13 protein-coding genes are annotated in these 19316 nt (G+C 38.1%); all 13 read right to left on the bottom strand.

From position 1 onward, the window contains the following. Nucleotides 1-583 (bottom strand): CTP synthase (locus KAS42_00870; protein MCK4904783.1); only part of this gene is annotated, 583 nt, incomplete at its 3' end. 1 nt (nucleotide 584) lies between these two features. After that, the gene (locus tag KAS42_00865) at nucleotides 585-1961 is read right to left on the bottom strand and encodes an amidophosphoribosyltransferase (GenBank protein MCK4904782.1); all 1377 of its coding nucleotides are present in this window, start codon (nucleotides 1959-1961) and stop codon (nucleotides 585-587) included. 151 nt (nucleotides 1962-2112) lie between these two features. Next, a complete protein-coding gene (hisF, locus tag KAS42_00860) occupies nucleotides 2113-2916 on the bottom strand; it encodes an imidazole glycerol phosphate synthase subunit HisF (protein ID MCK4904781.1) in 804 nt (267 codons plus the stop codon). Between the two features lie 45 nt (nucleotides 2917-2961). Next, nucleotides 2962-3588 (bottom strand): imidazole glycerol phosphate synthase subunit HisH, encoded by a 627-nt coding sequence (gene hisH / locus KAS42_00855; protein ID MCK4904780.1) that lies wholly within the window; start codon nucleotides 3586-3588, stop codon nucleotides 2962-2964. A 149-nt stretch (nucleotides 3589-3737) separates the two neighbouring features. Continuing rightward, complete coding sequence (guaA, locus tag KAS42_00850; protein ID MCK4904779.1) at nucleotides 3738-5300, bottom strand: glutamine-hydrolyzing GMP synthase; 1563 nt, start codon at nucleotides 5298-5300, stop codon at nucleotides 3738-3740. Continuing rightward, nucleotides 5272-6993, bottom strand: coding sequence for a carbamoyl-phosphate synthase large subunit (gene carB / locus KAS42_00845; GenBank protein ID MCK4904778.1), 1722 nt, complete (start codon nucleotides 6991-6993; stop codon nucleotides 5272-5274). The genes guaA and carB overlap by 29 nt, the downstream gene beginning before the upstream one ends. 74 nt (nucleotides 6994-7067) lie before the next feature. Further along, nucleotides 7068-8168, bottom strand: a complete 1101-nt coding sequence (gene carA / locus KAS42_00840; GenBank protein ID MCK4904777.1) for a glutamine-hydrolyzing carbamoyl-phosphate synthase small subunit — start codon at nucleotides 8166-8168, stop codon at nucleotides 7068-7070. Further along, nucleotides 8165-10789 carry a phosphoenolpyruvate synthase gene (locus KAS42_00835; GenBank protein ID MCK4904776.1) on the bottom strand — a complete coding sequence of 875 codons (2625 nt, stop codon included), beginning with the start codon at nucleotides 10787-10789 and terminating at the stop codon, nucleotides 8165-8167. The genes carA and KAS42_00835 overlap by 4 nt, the downstream gene beginning before the upstream one ends. Before the next feature lie 20 nt (nucleotides 10790-10809). After that, nucleotides 10810-12255 (bottom strand): glutamate synthase subunit beta, encoded by a 1446-nt coding sequence (locus tag KAS42_00830; protein ID MCK4904775.1) that lies wholly within the window; start codon nucleotides 12253-12255, stop codon nucleotides 10810-10812. Then, complete coding sequence (gene gltB, locus KAS42_00825; GenBank protein MCK4904774.1) at nucleotides 12248-16780, bottom strand: glutamate synthase large subunit; 4533 nt, start codon at nucleotides 16778-16780, stop codon at nucleotides 12248-12250. Before gltB ends, KAS42_00830 begins: the two co-directional genes overlap by 8 nt. Further along, nucleotides 16777-17004, bottom strand: a complete 228-nt coding sequence (locus tag KAS42_00820) for a helix-turn-helix domain-containing protein (protein MCK4904773.1) — start codon at nucleotides 17002-17004, stop codon at nucleotides 16777-16779. The genes gltB and KAS42_00820 overlap by 4 nt, the downstream gene beginning before the upstream one ends. A 50-nt stretch (nucleotides 17005-17054) precedes the next feature. After that, nucleotides 17055-17774 carry an NAD(+) synthase gene (gene nadE / locus KAS42_00815; GenBank protein ID MCK4904772.1) on the bottom strand — a complete coding sequence of 240 codons (720 nt, stop codon included), beginning with the start codon at nucleotides 17772-17774 and terminating at the stop codon, nucleotides 17055-17057. A 56-nt stretch (nucleotides 17775-17830) separates the two neighbouring features. After that, nucleotides 17831-19162 (bottom strand): glutamine synthetase, encoded by a 1332-nt coding sequence (locus KAS42_00810; protein ID MCK4904771.1) that lies wholly within the window; start codon nucleotides 19160-19162, stop codon nucleotides 17831-17833. Nucleotides 19163-19316: the final 154 nt, after the last annotated feature.

Below are 19316 nucleotides of genomic sequence, written 5' to 3'. Positions count from 1 at the left end.
TATGCTGTGTAGGTTTTGTTTTTATTTCTTGCGCGCTTTTAATATAAGGTACAAGGGTAAGGTGTATGTTTATTGCATTTTTTCTGCCCAGTTCCAAAGTCATCTGTCTGATTGCTTCCATAAAAGGTAAGCTTTCTATATCACCGACAGTTCCGCCGATTTCAACTATTACTATATCCAAATTTTTGCCTTTTGAAGCATTTTTTATCTGTGACTTTATCTCGTCTGTGATATGAGGAATTACCTGAACTGTTCCGCCGAGGAATTCGCCTTTTCTTTCTTTACAGATAACCGAATAATATACTTTGCCGCTGGTTATATTATTGGCTTTGCCGACGATTGCGTTTGTGAAGCGTTCATAATGACCTAAGTCCAAATCTGTTTCGGCGCCGTCGTCAGTGACATAAACTTCACCGTGCTGGAACGGATTCATTGTGCCGGGGTCAACATTTATATACGGGTCGCATTTTATAATGGTTATTTTTAAGCCCATTGATTCTAGAAGTTTACCTATTGAAGCAGAAGCTATTCCTTTACCCAGACTTGAAACTACGCCACCGGTTATAAATATATATTTTGGCATTTTAATTTTTCTCCAGCATTTTTTTAGAAACTTTTTTAGATAACTTAATTGGATAATTGCCTGTGAAACATGCCGTACAAAATTCTTCTTTCGGCAATAACATTGATTTGAGCATACCTTCCAAACTTAGATATTTTAGGCTGTCTAATCCTATAAAATTTTTTATGCTTTCAATTGTGCGGTTTGAAGCAATGAGTTCTTTTTTTGTGGGGAAATCTATGCCGTAGAAACAGGGCGATATAAGCGGAGGACAACTTACCCGCATATGGACTTCTTTTGCGCCTGCTTCTCTTAGGGTTTTTACTCTTATGCGGCTTGTTGTGCCTCTTACTATGGAATCTTCTATTATTACTATGCGCTTACCTTTAAGCACGTCTTTTATGGGATTTAACTTAATTTTTACTTTGAAATCGCGTATAAACTGTGACGGCTGGATAAATGTTCTGCCGATATAATGATTTCGTATCATTCCTATTTCGTATGGTATGTTGGATGCTTCTGCGAAACCGAGCGCTGCGTAGTTGCCTGAGTCTGGGATAGGCATTATTAAATCGGCTTTGACGGGATGTTCTTTTGCAAGCTGTTTGCCTAATCGCTTTCTTGTCAAGTAAACGTTTTTTTCGAATATATTACTGTCAGGTCTTGAGAAATATATGTATTCAAATATACAGGATGCGTGTTTTTGGGGCGGGAAAGGTTTAATGGAGCGAAGTCCTTGGTTGTCAATAAACACAATCTCGCCTGGTTCTATATCGCGGACATATTTTGCCTGTATTAAATCTAATGCGCAGGTTTCGCTTGCCAGTACATATGCCCCGTCAAGTTTGCCTACGCAAAGGGGTCTAAATCCGTAAGGGTCTCTTGCTCCGATTAATGTATTGTTCATCATTAGAATTATTGAATAAGCGCCTTCAAGTTGTGATAGGGCCTCTATAATAATGTGTTTCTTATCTTTTTTATCCGATTTCGCAATTAGGTGGACTACAAGCTCCGAATCCATTGAGGTTTGGAAAATGGATCCCTTGTTCTCCATCCCGTGTCGCAATTGTTTAGTGTTTACGAGATTGCCGTTATGAGCAATTGCTATATGACCTTTTCGGTGAGCTACAAGAAACGGCTGTATGTTTTTGGAAATGCTTGAACCGGTTGTTGAATAACGGACATGACCAACTGCTACATTTCCGTGAAGAGATTTTATGGTTTTTTCCTTGAAGACATCGGATACAAGCCCCATACCATTATGGGATTTTACTTTGCCGCCACCGTTAGCGGAAACTATGCCGGCGCTTTCTTCACCGCGATGCTGGAGAGCATAAAGCCCCAGATAGGTGAGCCGAGATGCATCTTTATGACCGTATATTCCAAATATTCCGCACACGTTTACCTCGCTTATGCTCGGTTAGTTAACAGTAACCAGTTTACAGTTCACAGTTAAAAATCTACATAGATATACACTCAACTTTTCAAAATCGAACTGGAAATTTTCTTTCATATTTTTCTGGTTACAGTACACAGGTTACTGGTTACTATTATATTCTTACAAGAATTCCCTTCTTTTTAAGATATTCTTTTGCTTCTTTAATTGAATATTCGCCATAATGAAAGATTGAAGCGGCGAGGACTGCATCGGCTTTGCCTTTAGTCAGGGCTTCGGCAAGATGGTCTAAATTACCTGCTCCGCCGCTGGCAACTACAGGGACTGAAACATTTTCTGAAATAGCGCGTAGCAACTCCAGGTCATATCCCTTTTTAGTGCCATCGGCATCAATACTGTTTACCACAATCTCGCCCGCTCCCAGTTCCACTGCCTGTTTTGCCCAGTCTATTGCATCCAGACCTGCGGAATGTCCTCCGTCCGCGCCTGTATGAGTGTGAATAATCCAGCGAACTGGATTTGAATCGGGGATACGCTTGGCATCCATTCCAAGCACTATGCATTGACTGCCGAAGCGTTGCGCGCCCTCTGATATCAATTTGGGGTTCATTACTGCTGCGGTATTAATAGATATTTTGTCCGCTCCGGCTTTCAGCATTTGGTTCATGTCATCCACAGTACGCAGACCGCCACCTACGGTAAGGGGTATAAAAAGCTGGTTAGCTGTTCGCCGAACCACATCAAGCATTATGGAACGCTCATCACTGGATGCTGTAATGTCGTAGAATACCAGCTCATCAGCACCCTCTTTATTATAAAAAAAGGCAAGTTCTACAGGATCGCCGGCGTCACGGTGTTCACGGAACTTAATGCCTTTTACAACACGTCCGCCTTTTACGTCTAAGCAGGGTATTATTCTTTTTGCTAACCCTGTTAGAAATTTAGTTTCTTTTTCCATTTGTTATCTTTTCCTCCCGTTAAAATATTTCTAACGGGGCTAACATTATTTTTTTATTGATTCAACGAAATTTTTTAAAATTTTTAATCCCAAATCCGAGCTTTTTTCGGGGTGAAATTGGACACCCCATATATTATCTTTATTTATTGCCGAAACAAAATTTTCGCCATAATTGGTAGTAGCAATAATAGTGTTTTTGTCTTCAGGCTCTACGTAATAAGAATGCACGAAGTAAAAATAACTTTCATCCGGTATATCTTTAAATAAGTTTATGGTCTTTGGTCTTTGGTCTTCGGTCTTTAGTCTTATTTGGTTCCATCCCATATGTGGAATTTTTAAGCCGGAGGAGAATTTTTTAACGCGTCCTTTTATTAGCCCCAATCCTTTGGATATACCGTGTTCTTCGCTTTCTGTGAATAAGAGTTGTAATCCTAAGCAAATGCCCAAAAAGGGCTTTTTGCTTTTTACAGCTTCGGATATAACGGGCAAAAGTTTTTTATCCTTTAGATTTTCCATGCCTCTGTAAAATGCGCCAACTCCTGGCAGGATTACTGCATCGGCGGATTTTATGTCTTCGGGTTTATTTGTGACTATAGTTTTTGCGCCGACAGATTCCAGAGCTTTGCTAACACTTCTTAAATTTCCCATCCCGTAGTCAATTATTGCTATCATATTTACCTCACTTCGTTCGATAAAATAAGAAAGAAATAAATCGAAATACATTGAAATATAATGGAAATAAATTGCCTACCTGCATCTTGTTATATATTTCTACCATATTTCTATCGTATATCTACCGTATTTCTATTTTCTGTAGTTTGTTATTCCCATTCAATTGTTGCCGGCGGTTTACTTGAAATATCATAAACCACTCTGTTTACACCTTTAACTTCATTAATTATTCTGTTGGAAATTTTACCCAGTAATTCATACGGCAATTTTACCCAATCTGCAGTCATGCCGTCCTGACTTGTTACGGCTCTTATAGTAATAACATTTTCATAAGTTCGTTCGTCCCCCATAACCCCGACTGTTTTAATCGGAAGAAGGACTCCGAAAGATTGCCAGATTTCTTTATAAAGACCTGCGGCTTTTATTTCATCCTGAATTCTTGAATCAGCTTCTTTTAAGATATTTATTCTTTCTTCGGTTATTTCTCCTATTATTCTTACCGCCAATCCGGGTCCGGGAAAAGGTTGCCTCCATATTATGTTTTCTGGAAGTTTTAGTTCTTCTCCGACTTTTCTTACTTCGTCTTTGAATAAGGATCTGAATGGTTCAATAAGTTTAAATTGCATATTCTTGGGCAGTCCTCCGACATTATGGTGTGATTTTATTGTGGCAGAAGGCCCTCCAAATACGGACTGAGATTCTACTACATCGGGATAAAGAGTTCCTTGCGCCAAAAATTTTATTTTACCTGATTTCTTTGCCTCGGCTTCAAATACTTTTATGAATTCCTTACCGATAATATGCCGTTTTTCCTCAGGATCAATGACACCTTTTAATTCTTTTATAAATCTTTTACTTGCATCGACATGAATTAGATTTAGTTTATACTGCTGTTTAAATTTTTTAACAATTTGCGCCGCTTCATTTTTTCGTAATAAGCCGTTATCAACAAAAACACATGAAAGTCTCTTCCCTATTGCTTTATGCAGAAGAATTGCCAATACGGAAGAATCTACTCCGCCGCTTAAAGCGCAAATAACGCGGTTGTTTCCCACTTCTTTTCTTATATCTTTTACGGAATTTTTAATAAATGAACTTATTGTCCAGCTGGCAGAACATCCGCATATTTTCTTTAAGAAATTATCTATTATTTTTAAACCTTGAGGAGTATGGACTACCTCAGGATGAAACTGGACGCCGTATAATTTTTTTGTTTTATTCTGTATTGCTGCTATTTTGGCGTTTGAACTGTATGCGATTGCCTTGAAATCTTTGGGAAGAGTCAGTACTTGGTCCCCATGGCTCATCCAGACGGTGAAGTTTTTGCTAAGTCCGCTAAAAATTTTGTCGGATTTTGCTATGTTTAATTTTGCATTTCCATATTCGCGGTTTGGAGAACGCTTCACTTTACCGTCAAATAATTTTGCCATAAGTTGCATGCCGTAGCATATGCCTAATACGGGAATCCCAAGTTCGAATATCTGCTTTGATATAGTCGGACTCTTGCTCAAGGTAACTGTTGCCGGCCCGCCGGATAGAATGATAGCCTTGGGTTTGTCCGCGATAATTTTTTTAAGGGAGACGGTATATGGGAATATTTCGGAATAGATTTTACACTCTCTTACTCTGCGAGCGATTAATTGCGTGTATTGCGAACCAAAATCCAGAATCGCAACATATTCTTTAATTACAGCTTTCGTTTTCTTTTTCATAGGTAGAATAGTAATATGGTGTGTAAGCTTCAAATTCTGCACCGCAGGTATCGACCAATTTATATACAGCTTTAATATTTAATTTATTACGTAAATTTCTAATAATTTCTTCCTCTGTTTTTAGCATCCTTGCAAGTTGTTTGTCGCTGAACCCGAATTGTTTAGCTTTCAATAACAAATCAGAAGACAGAGGACGGACATCAGATGACATATCTTTTTGTTTTTTATTTTTAATTTTCTGATTTCTGTTGTCTGAAATCTGTTGTCTGGAATCTGTTATTTGTTTTTCCAATTCTACAATTTCTTGGATGTTATGTAAAAACCATCTGTCAATTTGAGTATGTTTATAAATATCGTCTATATTCATACCGTTCTTTAATGCGTATTTTATATAAAAAATTCTCTCGGCGTTTGGAGTTCTTAACTTTTCGAAAAGTTGAATTTCGCTAACTTGAAATTTTAAATCCATAAGACCGTCTACTCCTATTTCCAAAGACCTTAATCCTTTTTGCAACGCTTCTTTGAATGTTCGTCCGATTGCCATTGCCTCGCCTACGGATTTCATGGATACGGTTAGAGTAGCGTTCGCTTCGGAGAATTTTTCGAAAGTAAATCGTGGTATCTTAACTACGCAATAATCGATTGTTGGTTCAAAACACGCGGGAGTTTCTTTTGTGATGTCATTGGGAATTTCATCCAGCGTATATCCTATGGCAAGTTTTGCGGCTATTTTTGCAATGGGAAATCCTGTTGCTTTGGAGGCCAATGCGGAACTTCTTGATACACGGGGATTCATTTCAATAACTACCATTCGTCCGTTATCCGGATTAACCGCAAATTGAACATTGGAACCGCCTGTTTCTACACCTATTTCTCTGATGCATGCAATTGAGGCATCACGCATGTTTTGATATTCTTTGTCTGTTAAAGTTTGTATGGGAGCAACCGTAATTGAATCACCTGTATGAACCCCCATAGGGTCAAAATTTTCTATAGAACATATAATAACAACATTGTCTTTTACGTCTCGCATAACTTCCAATTCGAATTCTTTCCATCCGATGACGGATTCTTCAATTAATATTTGGCTAATCATGCTCGATTCAAGACCTGTCTTAGCTAATCGTTTGAATTCTTCTATATTGTATGCGACTGCTCCGCCTGTTCCTCCCAATGTGAAACTTGGTCTTATAATTACGGGAATTCCGATTTCTTCGACCACCTCTAAGGCTTCTTTTAAGCTGTGCGCTTTGTCGCTTCTGGGTAAATCCAGCCCTATTTTATGCATTGCCTTTTTGAATAGTTCTCTGTTTTCGGCTTTTTTGATAGCTTGTATATTTGCGCCTATGACTTCCACATTGTATTTATCAAATATTCCCATTTCTGCAACTTGTACGGTAACATTTAGCGCAGTTTGTCCGCCGAGTGTGGGCAGAATAGCGTCGGGTTTTTCTTTTTCAATAATTCTTTGAACTATTTCGGGAGTAATTGGCTCGATGTATGTTTTATCAGCTGTTATCGGATCTGTCATAATCGTTGCAGGATTGCTGTTTAGCAGGATAACATGAAATCCTTCGGCTTTGAGAACTTTACATGCCTGTGTTCCCGAATAATCAAATTCGCATGCCTGTCCGATTACGATAGGACCTGCGCCGATTATTAATATCTTTTTTATATCCGTTCTTTTAGGCATAATTTTTTCAGAAGTCAGATATCAGAAAACAGAACTCAGAAATTAAAAAATTATTAATCCTATTGTCTTTTCTGTCATCTGTCGTCTGTTTTCTGTCTTCTGTCTTTATCCATCATCTCTACAAATTCCCCGAACAGGTATTTTGCGTCGTTTGGACCGGGTCCTGCCTCAGGATGAAATTGCACGGAAAAAACGGGCAATTTTTTGTGTCTTATTCCCTCTAAAGTATTATCGTTTAAGTTTACGTGTGTAATTTCGATGTCTTCTTTGTTTAAAGAATTTATATCGACACAGAATCCGTGATTCTGCGCGGTTATGTAAATTTTGCCTGTTTTTAAATCTTTGACGGGATGGTTTGCTCCATGATGTCCGAATTTTAATTTATATGTTTTTCCGCCCAGAGCCAACCCCAACATTTGTTGCCCGAAACATATGCCGAAAATTGGTAACTTGTCTAATAATTTTTTTACGGTTTCCACAACATAGGCAACACCTTCCGGGTCGCCCGGGCCGTTTGAGAGTAGTAGCCCGTCAGGTTTCAAACCCAATATGGTTTTTGCATCGGTTTTAGCCGGCAGGAAAATCACTTTACAGTTGTTATTGGATAGTTCTCTTAAGATATTGAATTTTACCCCGCAATCCAATACGACAACTTTGTGTTTACCTCTCTCGTTCCAAGTTTGTATTTTTTTACAGGTGACCTCTTTGACCAAATCTTTGCCTATCAATCCCTCGGATGCTTTTGCTTTTTTGATTAATGAGTTGTTATCTAAATCTTTTGTAGAGATTACCGCTTTCATTGCTCCCTGCAATCTAATATGTTTTGTAAGAGCGCGCGTATCTATGCCTTCTATGCCTATAATATTATTTTCTTTAAGGTATTCATCCAGACTTTTTTCTGAACGCCAACTACTGGAGATTTGACTGCATTCTTTTACTACGAAACCTTCTAAGAAGGGTTTTATAGATTCCACATCTTCGCTGTTTATTCCGTAATTTCCGATGAGGGGATAAGTCATGGCAACAATCTGACCCTTGTAGGAAGGGTCGGTAAGTATTTCCTGATAGCCGGCCATGCTGGTATTGAAAACTATTTCACCATAGCTTTCACCTTTTGCGCCGAAATTTAATCCTTCCCATACCGTCCCGTCTTCAAGAGCAAGTTTCGCCTTCATTTAAGTATCCTTTTTGAGTCTGAAAAACATATAATCTTCTGCGAGACTATGTCTGACATTATTTTTAAATCTCCGCTACTTATATCATATACACCGATAACATCTTTATATTTAGCCGATTGAGGCACAAGTTTTGCGAGTAAATTTTTATCTTTCTTGAAAAATTTATCGTTGAATATAATATCTCCGCCTGCTTGCCTCTCGGCGAAGCGGGCAGATTTTTTCTCAGGAAACAATGCAACATAGAATATGTTTGTTTCAACCAAGTCCTGGAAAAAATGTGTTCCGAAAGACAGTTCAGGCATAAGGTTACCTTCCGAGAAGGCGACTTCTGCAAGGATTGCCACATTGTTTATTTCTGCAAATTTTACCGGTATACCTAAGGATGGTGTTGTGGTGCCCCATCTTCCTGGTCCCATAAGAAGAGTGGGTAACTTTTCCCTGCTTTCTATGCAGCTGTTTAATCTTCCTACTATACGGGCGATTTCATATTTATCAGATAATATAAGTTTACTATATTTCTGTGGGTCAATATATACAATCCTTCGTATTTCCTGCGAAATATTGCCTCCCAGAAAATATCCTTGTGACTGGAAGAATATATTTTCTCTCTTTACAATATTTGGCATCCCAACTCTACGTCCGCGCCCCGTTGTCTGTAGTGGCCTGCATTGCAGTAAATTTATTTTGAAGGTATTATCCCTTACAAAGTTTACCGTAAATTCTATCTCGACAGGATAGCCGTAACTTTTCTCAAGTGATTTTAATATCTTTTTAAATAAACTTATCAATGTATTACCGTTAAATACATTATCCAGTGTCAATATCCAATATTCTTTGTCTTCGGTGTCGTTCTTACTCATCATGTGTATGGACTCATAATCTTTTACAGCGACGCGGTCTATATTTACATAAGATTTTTCATTTATAAGATTTTCGAAAGGGATGGTCTTAAAAGCATTTTCTTTTATGTTTATAAGGTCTACTTCGTGTTGTGAAAATTTTCTCAAGTCATCTTTTTCTGCGTATGGTCTTTGTAAAGGATTGTCGAGTACAACCATTCTAGGATAATCCCCTTCAACGCGGTTAACTGCTCTTGTTCCAAGTCCAAAAACTAATCTGAGTATTCCTGCCTTTGGATTCATATTTTCATTCCACATGTATATATTGTGAGATAGACCAACTCCCGCAAGGTCAGGAAAGAAATACTCTTGGTGAGGGGCGCCCGAAACTCTTTGCACCAACAGCGCCATTTGTTCGTCTAATTTATCCAGGCCTCTTTGTTTTCTATATGCAAGGGCGTCTTCGCTCATAGTGCTTGAATATACTTTCTTTACAGCTTCTGCAAATTGAATATATCTTTGTTCGGGGCTTCCTTGATTGGCTAAAAATATGCTTTCATATTTTCCGGCAAATGCGTTGCCAAAACCGTCTTCTAAAAGTGAACTTGAGCGTATTATGATAGGCGATGAGCCAAAATATTCTATAATCTGCTGAAAGTGTTCCATAATTTCTTCAGGAAAGGTTCCATAAAGTATCTTTTCTTTTAGGATTTTTGCTACTTTGAAGTATTCGCCCTCTGTTTTCTGTTGCATACGTAGTTTCCATAATCGGTTCTGCACTATGTATGAATAGAATATATCCGAACCTATATAAAATGAGTCGTGCGATTCTGAGATTTTCTCCCAATTAAGCAATTTGTTCTCCGAAAGAATTTTTCGAGCAAGAAGCATTCCTGTGCTTTTCCCGCCAATATATCCTGTGCCTATCAATCTTGATTTTATCTCGATAAGTTCTTCTAAACAGAAGTGTTGTATCCCCAGGGATAATATTTTTTCGTTTTTTGTTAACATTATGCCGCAAAGTTTTTTTACCATATTTTTTATTTTATTCTTCGAAGCATTATTCTTGAGTAGTTCCTCTGCCTTGATAAATAAAAGGTCCCAATAATCCAGATTTCTTTTTGCGCTCTCCGCTCCCTTTTCGTGTATATAAGAAAGCAACTTTACAGCGTTAACACTGTCTGTAATAGGTGTAAATTTACCGTTTTCTTTCTGGTGAGGAAGAAACATAGTGGGAGAATAACGATTCCAAACTTTTAGAGGATGTATGTAAAAACTACCTTGGCAATGATATACATCCACCAATAATTGAGTTGTCTCACGTATCCTGGCTATTGACTTAAAGGAATGTTTATATCTTAATATTGAGAAGTATGTGACGGTTTTAAGTTCGTAAAGATAAGGACAAGTGACCATGAAAAAGTTTCCTATCATAAGGTCGGTAGCCCAGGCTGAAAGAAGTTCTGAAAGGCAGTCAAATACATAATATGCGCCTTCGCCTTCCCGTGTAATTATGTTGTTGACTTTTGTGGCAAAAGATTCAAATCCCGCATATGCATTAAGTTCATAGCGTTTTATTTTTGGTGAAGGTTTAAGCAGTTCTTTATGGGAAGCAAACCTCATGTATACAACTTTTTTCTTGTCTTTAAGTGCCTGCGCTACAAACGGTTTAACGAGTTGGGCATAGTCCTTTATGTCATCTATTTGCCAAACAGTATTATCCCCAATTCTTAATCCTGTAATTATATTATCTAAACCATTTATACCTGTGCTTATCATTTTAATAACCCTTTATATGTTTACATAGAAGCCAGATTGCTTTCTCCCATCAGATTTTTATCAATAGAATGGGCGCAACGTCGTCCTTCAGATATAGCCCATACTACAAGTGACTGGCCTCTTCTCATGTCACCTGCGCAGAATATCTTGTCAACGGAAGTCATAAAGTTATCGCTAGTTTTTACATTCCCACGCTTATCAAGTTCTACTTTTAGTTCGCTGAGCAAACCTGAATGTTGGGGGTGTGAAAATCCGACAGCTAAAATAACAAGGTCTGCCTCAATTTCAAAATTACTTCCTGCAACTTCCTTCATAACAGGACAATTATTACCTTTTTCTTTTGCAAATTCGACCTTTACGCATTCAAGCTTCTTTACTAACCCCTTATTTCCAATAAAATATTTCGTGAGTATTTCCCAATGGCGCTGGCCACCTTCTTCGTGGCTGGATGAGGTCTTTAGGATTAAAGGATAGTTGGGCCAGGGATGTTCTTCGTTGCGGCATTTTGGCGGTTTTGGCATGACTTCTATTTGTACAACACTTGAAGCTGATTGTCTATGCGCTATTCCGATACAGTCTGCCCCCGTGTCGCCTCCACCTAGAACAATTACTTTTTTGCCTTTAGTGTTTATGACCTCATTTGGTGATATTTTTTCACCTGATGCGAGCTTGTTTGATTGGATTAGATAATCCATTGCAAAATATATACCTTTTAGATTTCTTCCTTTAATGTTAAGGTCGTTGGGAATTCTTGACCCGCCTGCCAGGCATATGGCATCAAAATCTTTTAGAAGTTTTTTTACAGAATAATCTTTACCAACATCTATCCCTGTTTTAAAAGTAATGCCCTCTTTCTTCCATATATCAATACGCCTGTCTATAAGGTTTTTTTCAAGTTTAAAATCAGGTATGCCGTAGCGTAGGATTCCTCCCGGTTTCTTATCTTTTTCAAAAACTATGACACTATGACCTGTGCTGTTAAGTTGCGCGGCGCAGGATAATCCTGCCGGACCCGAACCTATAACGGCTATTTTTTTACCGGTTCTTTCTTTGGGGATATGGGGTTTTATTAATTTGTTTTTAAACGCAAATTCTATAATAGCAAGTTCATTTTCGCGTATGGTTACAGCTTCATCATTCAATCCTAATACGCACGCATACTCGCAGATGGCGGGACAAATCCTTCCTGTTATCTCAGGCATATTATTTGTCGAGTTTAATAAAGCGAATGCAGCTTGCCAATTGCTATGGAACATATAATCATTCCATTCAGGAATATAGTTGCCTATTGGGCAATTCCAATGGCAAAAGGGAGTTCCGCAGTCCATGCATCGCGAAGCTTGTTCTTTTGACTTTTTTTCAGATCGCAACTTTGCAACATGTTTAAAGTCTTGGAGACGCCTAGATACTTCTCTGTATTCTCCCGTTTGTCTGGATATTTTCAAGAAACCTCTTGGATCACCCATCTAATTCCTCCGTCAATTCTAGTTTCTCTTCTATCTTTACTTTTTCTAAGATACGCCGATATTCCATCGGCATGACCTTAACGAATTTTTTCAATTCATTGTCTATATTTTTTATAATTCTTTTTGCTTTCTTGCTTTTCGTATATTTAAAGTGGTTGTTAAGTAATTTACATATTGTGTCTTTATCGCTTTCTTCTATTTTTTCTAATTTGACCATATTCTTGTTGCATTTGTTTTTGAAAGTTTTATCTTCATCATATATATATGCTATCCCGCCTGACATTCCTGCCGCAAAATTTCTTCCGGTTTTTCCAAGAACTATTATTCTTCCGCCTGTCATATATTCGCAACCATGGTCGCCAACGCCCTCTACAACAGCATAAAGTCCGGAATTTCTTACGCAGAATCTTTCCCCTGCAATGCCACATATATATGCTTCGCCTGATATAGCCCCGTAGAAGGTGGTATTTCCTACAATTACATTCTCGTCGGGAGTGTAGTCTGCTTTTCTGTCAGGATAGATGATAATTTTTCCGCCGGAAATGCCTTTACCTACATAGTCGTTAGTCATGCCTTCCAGTTCAAATGTAATGCCTTTTGCAAGGAATGCTCCGAAACTTTGCCCTGCCGTGCCTTTGAACTTGCAGGTAATAGTATCCTCTAAAAGCGTTCCATCACCGCATCTTTTGCATATTTCTCCGCTTAACATTGCGCCTGTTGTTCGGTCTGTATTTTTGATTAAAAGCGAAATATTTGTCGGTTCATTTTTCTCAAAAGTGTTTTTACACATCCTTATTAGTTTTCTGTCTAATACAGAATCAAGCTCGTTTTTCTGTTTTGATGTGCAGTATCGTCCTACATTAGGGGGAAGCTCGGGTTTATAAAGCATTTGTGAATAATCTATCCCTTTTGCTTTAACAGGAATTATATCTTTATTAACTTCAAGAAGGTCTGTTCTGCCTATCATTTCGTTTATAGTTTTTATGCCAAGATTTGCCATTATTTCGCGAAGCTCGTGTGTTATAAAATTGAAATAGTTAACTATATATTCAGGTTTTCCTCTAAATCTTTTTTGTAAAATATCATCCTGTGTGGCTACTCCGACGGAACAATTATTTAAGTGGCAGTGCCTTAACATAACGCATCCTGATGTAATGAGTACGGCTGTGCAAAACCCGTATTCCTCGGCGCCTAAAAGCGCTGCAATCGCAACATCATGACCTGTTCGCATTTGCCCATCAGTTTGCAGACGAACTCCGGAACGCAGGTTGTTAAGTAAAAGGGTCTGGTGTGTTTCTGAAAGTCCTAATTCCCAAGGAAGCCCTGCATATCTTATAGAGCTTTTAGGAGATGCTCCAGTTCCTCCGTCAGCGCCGGAGATAAGAATCATATCTGCATGACCTTTTGCAACTCCTGCAGCAATAGTCCCTATTCCTATTTCAGAAACTAATTTTACACTCACGCGCGCTTTGGGGTTAGCGTTTTTTAAATCAAATATTAGTTGGGCAAGGTCTTCAATTGAATATATATCATGATGTGGAGGTGGTGATATTAAAGTAACGCCCGGAGTTGTATAGCGCGTTCTTGCAATAATTTCACTTACTTTATGTCCGGGAAGTTGGCCGCCTTCACCCGGTTTTGCTCCTTGGGAAATTTTTATTTGAATCTCGTCTGCATTTACCAAATAATTAATAGTAACTCCGAATCTACCGGAAGCAACTTGCTTTATAGCGCTTCGTTTGGAATCTCCATTTGGTAATTTTATAAATCTATTAGGGTCTTCACCGCCTTCACCGGTATTGGATTTCCCCCCAATTCTGTTCATGGCAATTGCGATTGTTTCATGCGCTTTTTTGGAGATTGAGCCGAAGCTCATTGCTCCTGTTGCGAAACGTTTCATTATCTTTCGGGCAGGTTCAACTTTATCAATAGAAATTGGTTTTCCTTTTTTAAATTTAAGCAGTCCCCTCAAAGTCGTAGGGTTTTTTGATTGGTCATTGATCATATTTGCAAATTCTTTGTATAGAGCATAGTCATTATTGCACGTAGCATCCTGCAGCGCAGCGATACTCTCAGGGTTCCAAAGGTGAAATTCTCCATCTTTTTTCCATTGGTATATTCCGCCGCTTGCCAGATAGGGGGCTGTCATACCTCTTTTAGGATAGGCGAATTTATGTCTTTCTATGGTTTCGTCTGCTATGCCTTCAAGTCCTACCCCTCCTATTCTCGATACTGTCCCGGTAAAAAACTTTTCTATAAGCTCGTTATCCAAACCCAATGCTTCAAATATCTGCGCGCCTCTATAACTTCTTAAGGTGGATATTCCCATCTTGGATAGTATTTTTAATATGCCGTTTCTTAGTGCTTGGTTGTAATTTGCAAGCGCTTTTTTAATATCTACGTTAATCTCCTTTTGTTCTATGAGATATTCTATTGTTTCATATGCAAGGTATGGGTTTATACAATCTGCGCCGTAACCGAAAAGGAGCGCAAAATGATGTACTTCCCGTGGTTCTGCGCTTTCGATTATAATTGCGACCTGCGAACGTATATTTTTTCTTACAAGGTGTTGATGAATGGTGCTTGTAGCCAAAAGCATTGGTAAAGCTATATTATCTTTGTTTGTTCCTCTGTCACTGAGTACGATAAAAGAATATCCCTTTTCAATAGCATATTCTGCTTCAAAGCAAATCCTTTCTAAAGTAAGCCTAAATCCCTCCTGACCGTCTGCCGCATTGAAGAAAGTATAGAGTGTCTTTGATGTGAACCCGTTTATGCTTATATCGCGAATCTTTTCAAACTCGTCGTTTGTTAGTATTGGATTTTTTACCGTAAGTTTATGGCTATGTTCCGGTGTTTCCTCTAAGATGTTTTTCTCAGGTCCAACAAAACTTTCCAGACTCATAACAAGTTTTTCTCTTATTGAGTCTATGGCAGGATTTGTTACTTGCGCGAAAAGTTGTTTGAAATAGTTATAAAGGATTTGAGGTTTTTTTGATAAAAATGCGTGAGGAGTATCATTCCCCATGGAACCAGTAGGTTCTTTGCCGTCTTCTGCCATAGGTTTTATAATCATTTTTAAATCTTCTCTGGAATAACCGAAGGCTTTTAGTTGAGACATGATATCTTCAGATTTTTTATTACCTGTGCCGCTGGTAATAAGTTTATCGAGGTTAACCATATTCGCAGTATTCCACTTACCATAAGGAGAAGACATAGAGACTTTCTTTTTAATTTCACAATCTTGCACTATGCGTCCGGATTGGGTATCAATAAGGAATATTTTACCCGGCTCAAGTCTTCCTGAGGTCTTAATATCTTCAGGGTCTATATTGAGAACTCCGACCTCTGATGCCATTACCACAAAATCATTCTTGGTTACAATATAACGCGCAGGTCTAAGTCCGTTTCTGTCTAGTATTGCTCCGATATTTTTTCCATCTGTAAACGCTATTGCAGCCGGACCGTCCCATGGCTCCATAAAGCAGGCATGGTATTTATAAAAATCTTCAAGTTCTTTATTTAAAAAATCGTTGTGCTCCCAAGCTTCAGGAATAAGCATCATCATTGCATGCTCAAGAGGTCTGCCTGACAACGCTAGCAGTTCAAAGACGTTATCAATAGCTGCCGAGTCACTGCCTCCTTCAACAATAACTGGTTTTAATTTTTCTATATCCGTGCCGAATAATTCGTTTACAAGAAGCCGTTCTCTTGCTCTGATCCAATTTATGTTTCCGCGCAAGGTGTTTATCTCTCCATTATGAGCTAAGAACCTGAATGGTTGTGATAGATCCCAAGTAGGGAAGGTGTTTGTGCTGTATCGTGAATGAACCAGACATAAAGAACTTTCTATAGTTTTATTCTTTAGGTCAGGGAAAAAATCTCTTAATTGGGAAGGTTTTAATAATCCTTTATAACTTAGGGTTTTGGATGATAAATTTGTAATATAAAAGCAGGATTTTTGCTTTAAGGAAGATGAGCGGATAATATTCTCAATTTGTTTTCTAATGATATAGAGTTTTCTCTCAAATGTAGCCTGAGTCTTTAAGTTTTTATTTCTTCCAATAAAGACTTGAGAAATAAACGGCATGGTTTTTTTTGCGCTTTCTCCTATCACCGAACTATCTACAGGGAGATTACGCCAGCCGAGAAATTTTTGCCCCTCTTCATTAACAGTTTTTTTGAATAGATTAATGCAGAAGTTTTTTTCTTTATTATCGGTAGGTAGGAAAACCAATCCTGTTCCATAATGTCCGAATTTGGGCAATAGAATATCGTTTTCTTTACATTGTTGCAGTAAGAATTTATGGGGTATTTGTATCAATATGCCTGCGCCATCTCCCGTTTCGGGATCAGCTCCAACGGCGCCTCTGTGACTTAATCTTTCAAGAACCTCGATGCCTTTACTTACAATATCATGCGATTTTTCCCCGTTTATATTGCAGACAAATCCCACACCACAACTGTCGTGCTCAAACCACGGGTCATATAATCCCTGTTTAACAGGAAAAGATCTGGAATTCATTTTTTAAATTTCATTATGTCTATATTAAACTTCTTTATCTTACTATGTAAAGTATTGCGGTGTAGCCCGAGTATCTTTGATGCCTCAACCTGGTTGCCGCATGAACGCTCAAGTGCTTTTGTTATAACTATTTTTTCAACACGGTTGACCATGTTGGCATATATCTTGCCAGCGTCTATATCATAAAAATCTTTATCCAATATATCAGAAATATTGTCTATCATAAAAAACGCTCAATTCTTGTGCATTTTTAAACAAGTTTTTCAATTTCTTTTTAAAAATAGAACATTGGAATTCTTTTTCTTTTATGGTGTGATTTCTTAATCATCAACCGTACTCTTTTTAAGTCCGATTCTTTAAGATTTTTAAAAGTTTTACTTTCAATTGCTATAAGACATTTATCTAAATCTTTATAAGTTATAGCCATTTCGGATTCATCTGTTTGCCCTTCCCAAAGCCCCGCAGTTGGCGGTCTTTTTATAATTTCAGATGGAAGATTCAACTCTCTTGCTAAACTTTTCACTTCTGTTTTCAATAATCCTCCCAAAGGCAAAACATCACAGCCTCCATCACCGTGTTTGGTAAAGTAACCTGTCATTATCTCGCTTTTGTTTCCGGTACCTGCTACTAAATAATCCAATGAGTTAGCAAAATAATACAAAATCAGCATTCTCAACCTGGGTTTCAAATTGGCTTTAGCCAGGTCATTTGCTTTGGGATTTATATTAATTAGCTGATTAAAGAGGCCGGACGAATCTATCTTCCTGGTTTTTATGTTGGATGTGTTTGCAAGTTCCGTTGCCAACCTCTCGTCTATGTTGGAACTATTACAGGGAAGGAGTAACCCGAGAACATTATCGCCTAATGCTTTCTTCGATAAAACCGCTACTACCGAAGAATCAATTCCCCCGCTCAGTCCTAAAACAATACCTTTTTTATTGGCGTTTTTAACTTGCTTTTCTATCCAATTGCTGATTTCTTGCGATAAACTCATATTAAAATCTATTATATTTGCTTATGATAATAGTAATAACAGTAACTTTCGGCTTGCTATAGAATAGAAAGATACTTATCAAGTTCGTGTTGAGGAACTTGAATTCTATAATCGTCCCATTCTTTCTTCTTCAGCTCGATGAATCTAGGGAAGATATGATTTCCCAGAACCTTTTTAACAAGTTCGCTGTTTTCGGTTAGAGCGATTGCATTCCCAAGATTATCGGGAAGCGTTTCGATAGCTTTAGCTTTTCTTTCTGCAGCAGTTAAATGATACAAATTCTGGTCCATAGGCTTAGGCGCTTTATATTTCTTTTCTACGCCTTCTAATCCCGCGTGAAGCATAGCGGCAAAGGTAATGTAAGGATTACACGCAGGATCACCTGCCCGGAATTCGCATCTGGTAGCGTTTTCTTTGCCGGGATAATAAAGCGGCACTCTTACAAGCGCGCTTCGGTTCCTGCGGCTCCATGCTATGTATACCGGTGCTTCGAAACCCGGGACTAATCTTTTATACGAATTGGTAGTTTGCGCAAAGATAGAACATATCTCTTTTGAGTATTTTAAAAGACCTGCTATGTAGCTTTGAGCTGTATCTGATAAATTATCTTTTGTATTTTTGTCAAAAAACGCGTTTTTCTTTCCTTTGAATAGCGATTGATGTACATGCATTCCTGAACCGTTTTGCCCAAAAATAGGTTTTGGCATAAAGGTGGCATATACTCCGAATTTACTTGCAATCTCTTTTACGACAACCCTGTAAGTTATAACGTTGTCTGCCATCTCGAGCGCATCTTTATATTTCATATCGACTTCATGTTGAGATGGGGCTACTTCATGATGCGAATATTCAACGTCTATACCCATCTTTTCAAGAGCCAATACTGTTTCTCTCCTTAAATCGCTTGCTACGTCGAGTGTGGTTAGGTCGAAATACCCGCCTTTATCAAGTATCTCTGTGCCTATATCGTTTTTAAAATAGAAAAACTCAAGTTCCGGCCCTAAATAAAAATGGTCAAAACCCATTTTGCTTGCGCGTTTTAGAGCTCTTTTTAAGACATAACGCGGATCCCCTTCATATGGAGTCTTGTCGGGGTTTAATACGTCGCATATCATTCTGGCGACAGCTTTCTCTGTTGGCCTCCACGGCAATACCGCAAATGTATCAGGGTCAGGCATTGCAATCATGTCTGATTCTTCTATGTCCTGATAACCTGTAACGGAAGAGCCATCAAATCCCATACCATTATCAAGCGCATTCTCTAATTCCTTGTCTGTGATTGAAAAACTCTTCACCTGCCCTAATAAATCGGTAAACCACAAGCGTATAAACTTTACATCTTTTTCCTTAACCAATTTTAAAATGTCCTGTTTTGTTTTCTTTGCCATTTTAAACCTCCATTTTTAAGTTGTTAATTCTAAATAAAAAAATGTTCTAACCCATCAGGATTAAAACAACTTTGTTTTAAATTATTTTCTATACATTTGCACAAACCTTGTGCTCTATTGCTTAGACTTGTACATTTGACATTGTAACAAGTAA

The organism is bacterium, from assembly GCA_023135785.1.
Taxonomy (GTDB): domain Bacteria; phylum CAIJMQ01; class CAIJMQ01; order CAIJMQ01; family CAIJMQ01; genus CAZNJA01.
Note: the sequence above shows the minus strand (reverse complement) of the source record. Positions and strands in the feature narration are given on the sequence as shown.

Excerpts from the sequence above, each read along its gene's own strand:
- hisF (MCK4904781.1), bottom strand. The coding sequence starts at position 2,916 with ATGGAAAAAGAAACTAAATTTCTAACAGGGTTAGCAAAAAGAATAATA.
- hisH (MCK4904780.1), bottom strand. The coding sequence starts at position 3,588 with ATGATAGCAATAATTGACTACGGGATGGGAAATTTAAGAAGTGTTAGC.
- guaA (MCK4904779.1), bottom strand. The coding sequence starts at position 5,300 with ATGAAAAAGAAAACGAAAGCTGTAATTAAAGAATATGTTGCGATTCTG.
- carB (MCK4904778.1), bottom strand. The coding sequence starts at position 6,993 with ATGCCTAAAAGAACGGATATAAAAAAGATATTAATAATCGGCGCAGGT.
- carA (MCK4904777.1), bottom strand. The coding sequence starts at position 8,168 with ATGAAGGCGAAACTTGCTCTTGAAGACGGGACGGTATGGGAAGGATTA.
- KAS42_00835 (MCK4904776.1), bottom strand. The coding sequence starts at position 10,789 with ATGATAAGCACAGGTATAAATGGTTTAGATAATATAATTACAGGATTA.
- KAS42_00830 (MCK4904775.1), bottom strand. The coding sequence starts at position 12,255 with ATGGGTGATCCAAGAGGTTTCTTGAAAATATCCAGACAAACGGGAGAA.
- gltB (MCK4904774.1), bottom strand. The coding sequence starts at position 16,780 with ATGAATTCCAGATCTTTTCCTGTTAAACAGGGATTATATGACCCGTGG.
- KAS42_00820 (MCK4904773.1), bottom strand. The coding sequence starts at position 17,004 with ATGATAGACAATATTTCTGATATATTGGATAAAGATTTTTATGATATA.
- nadE (MCK4904772.1), bottom strand. The coding sequence starts at position 17,774 with ATGAGTTTATCGCAAGAAATCAGCAATTGGATAGAAAAGCAAGTTAAA.
- KAS42_00810 (MCK4904771.1), bottom strand. The coding sequence starts at position 19,162 with ATGGCAAAGAAAACAAAACAGGACATTTTAAAATTGGTTAAGGAAAAA.